The organism is Streptomyces sp. PU-14G (genome assembly GCF_041028275.1).
Lineage (GTDB): Bacteria > Actinomycetota > Actinomycetes > Streptomycetales > Streptomycetaceae > Streptomyces.
Map to the genome: position 1 here is coordinate 1 of NZ_JASKYT010000560.1, position 2,924 is coordinate 2,924.

The 2,924-nt window shown below is 74.4% G+C and carries 2 protein-coding genes; one reads left to right on the plus strand and one right to left on the minus strand.

Going from position 1 to position 2,924, the window contains the following annotated elements:
- Positions 1-25: 25 nt before the first annotated feature.
- On the minus strand, positions 26-1,531 hold the full coding sequence (locus AB8Z75_RS33325; protein ID WP_369208625.1) for a DUF6716 putative glycosyltransferase: 1,506 nt from the start codon (positions 1,529-1,531) through the stop codon (positions 26-28).
- Positions 1,532-1,883: 352 nt separating this feature from the next.
- Between AB8Z75_RS33325 and AB8Z75_RS33330 the strand changes: the two genes are divergently transcribed.
- On the plus strand, positions 1,884-2,924 hold a 1,041-nt coding region (locus AB8Z75_RS33330; protein ID WP_369208624.1), incomplete at its 3' end, for a glycosyltransferase family 2 protein.

The window sequence follows — 2,924 nt, forward strand, 5'->3', positions numbered from 1 at the left end:
GCTGCGGGGGGGGCGGGGCGGGCCGTCACAGCTCTCCCGCCTTCCGGATGAGCGGTGCGACGCGCTGCACCCCGTGCCGGTAGGCGCCGCGCGCCGCCTCGCGGACCACGCGCCGCACCAGGCCGCGCCCGGCAGCGCCTCCGCCTCCCGGCCCGCCGCCGTCGTCGGCGGTGGCGGTGCCCGCGGCCTGGCCGACGGGGGTTCCGTCGGGGCCGAGTCCGTAGCGCCGCAGGATGCCGGGCAGGTAGCCGGGGGCGGTGCGTGCCGTGTAGTACGGGGCCAGGGGCGGCAGGCCGGTGCGGGTGGAGCGGGCGACCAGTGCGGCGACCCGCTCGCGCGCGGTCGCGTATCCGTCGCCGCCGCGTACCCCCTGCCGCAGCGCCCACCGCGGGTCGGCCTCGGGCAGCAGGCCGTCGTCGAGCTCGTCCCAGGAGGCGAGGCAGCCGGAGCCGGTGAAGTAGTGGTTGCCCAGGCCTTCGCGCACCCCGAGGTCGGTGAGGACGGCGGTGGGGATGTGGCGGTGGAGGGATTCGAGGGCGGCGGTGGAGCTGACGGTCACCAGCAGGCCGCCGGTGTGCCGCACGCGGTCCAGGAGTTCGCCCATGTTGCCGTAGACGAGGCGGCAGTTGGGCGGCAGGCCGCCGTCGGTGCCGTCGCCGCCGGGCAGCTTGCGGACGAGCTTTTGGTACGGCAGTTCCTCGATGTGGGTGGTGTGTTCGCCGGGTTTGCTGCGCAGCTTGATCAGTACCTCGCGCTCGGGGTGCCGCAGCGCGTGGGCGACGGCGCGGCGCAGCAGGTAGGCGCGGTCCTCGCGGGAGGCGGGGACGGAGGGCTGGACGGCGAAGACGACGGTGAAGGGTCCGTCGGCGTCACCGCTTTGGGGGGTGACGGTGGTGGCGGCGTCCGGTGGGGTGTCCCCGAGAAACGGCAGGGTGCACTCGCACACCCCGTCCGCGTTCGCGCCCACGCCCTCGTACACGGCGCGGAAGCGGTCGGTGTCGTGGGCCGAGTTGGCGAGGACGAGGTCGGCACCGTGCCGCAGCAGGAGCCCGTCGGTGAGCTTCTCGTAGACGACGCCGACGTAGCCGGTGACGACCACGGGACGGCGTGCGGGCGTGCCCTCGCCGGCGCCGGCTGTCGCCCGCCGCAGCCCGTGGAGCATGGCCTGTACCGCGCCGCCGACGCACGCGAGGACGATCATGTCGTAGCCGCCGTGCCCGGTCGCGGCCGACTCGTCCGAGCCCGACCCGCTTCCGCCCGGCCCGCTTCCGACCGCCGCGGTGGCGCCCGGCCCGCTTCCGACCGCCGCGGTGGCGCCCGCCGCAGTGACGTCCGGTGCGGTGGCGGCCCGCAGGAACTCCCGGGTGGTGACCTCACGCAGCACGTCGACGGTGACGCCGACCTCGGCGAGCTGGCGCGGGGTGGGTGTGGCCCGGCCGCGCAGCAGCAGCCCGTCGATGGCGGCGCCGGGAGCCAGCCTGCGGGCGGTCAGGGCACCCCATTTCCACCGGGTGTCGGAGTCCGCGAGCACGGCGACCCTGCGCGGCCCGGGGCAGGCGTCCCCTTCGGGGTCCGAAGAGGTTTTCCCGCCCGGCACGGGAATGCGGAACTCGTGCGATTCCGTGTCGGCGCGCTGTTCGGAGAACGTACGCGGTCCCGGTGTGTTCGCGGACGTCGGAGTGTGTGATGAGGGCACGTCGCCGACGTTAGGAAGGGATTCCGCAAGGCGGCCCAACGCGGAGGCAACAGACGGTTAACAGCGCGTCGACGAACGGCCAACGCGCCCGGCCCGCCACCCCGTTCACCATCCCGCCACGCGGCGTTCACTCCCCGGACCGCCGCAGGTCAAGACGGCGGGCGGCGCAGCGCCTACCGTCCGTCGGGTGGTAAAGCTTTCCGTCATCGTGCCGTTTTACAACGTGCAGTCGTACGCCGCAGAAACACTCCGGAGTCTCGGCGCCAACGCGCGCCAGGATTTCGAGTTCATTCTGGTCGACGACGCTTCCCAGGATGAGACGCCGGAGATTCTCCAGCGCGCCGAAAAGGATCTCCAGGGCGCCGCGCGGGTGATCCGGGTGCGGCACGCGCGTAACGGCGGGCTGGCGACCGCGCGCAACACGGGGCTCTCCCAGGCGAGCGGCGAGTTCGTCACCTTCCTCGACGGCGACGACTGGCTGGCCCCCGGCCACTATCCGCGCCTGGTCGCGTGTATCGAGCGGCTTGGCTGCGACTTCGTGCGCACCGACCACGTGCAGTGCACGGCGCGGGCCCGCACGCTGGCGCGGGTGCCGCACGGGCGGCGCGGCGTGGTGGGCGATCCGCGGGAGGCGATTCTGCCGGCCGGGCGCAGCACGTCCGTGGACTACGCCTACGCCTGGGCGGGCATCTACCACCGCCGGCTGCTGGACCGGGGGCTGCTGCACTTCACCGACGGGCTGCGCACCGCCGAGGACCGGCCGTGGATCTGGCGGCTGCACCGGGAGGCGGACTCGTTCGCCGCGGTCGGTCTGCTGGGGGTCTTCTACCGGCGCGGGGTGGCCTCGTCGCTCACGCAGATCGGCGACGTGCGGCAGCTCGACTTCATCCGCGCCTTCGACCAGGTGATCGAGGAGACGGCACGGGACCGCGACGCGGCGGCGCTGCTGCCCAAGGCGGTCCGCACGTACTGCGCGATCATCTCGCACCACCTCACCAGCGGCCGGTTCGAGCCGCAGGTCGCGCGCAAGCTGCGGGCGATGAGCGCCGCGGCCCTCAAGCGGTTGCCCGCCGACGTGCTCGGTCAGGCGCTGGACTCGATGGACTCCGAGCGCGCCTCCCGGCTGCGGCGCCTGCGCCGACGCCCCGGAGGCGGCGGCCAGGACGGACCGGACCCGGACAGCTCGACCCCCGCCGGCCCGGGCTGTCGGGGGGCGAGCCGTCGGGGG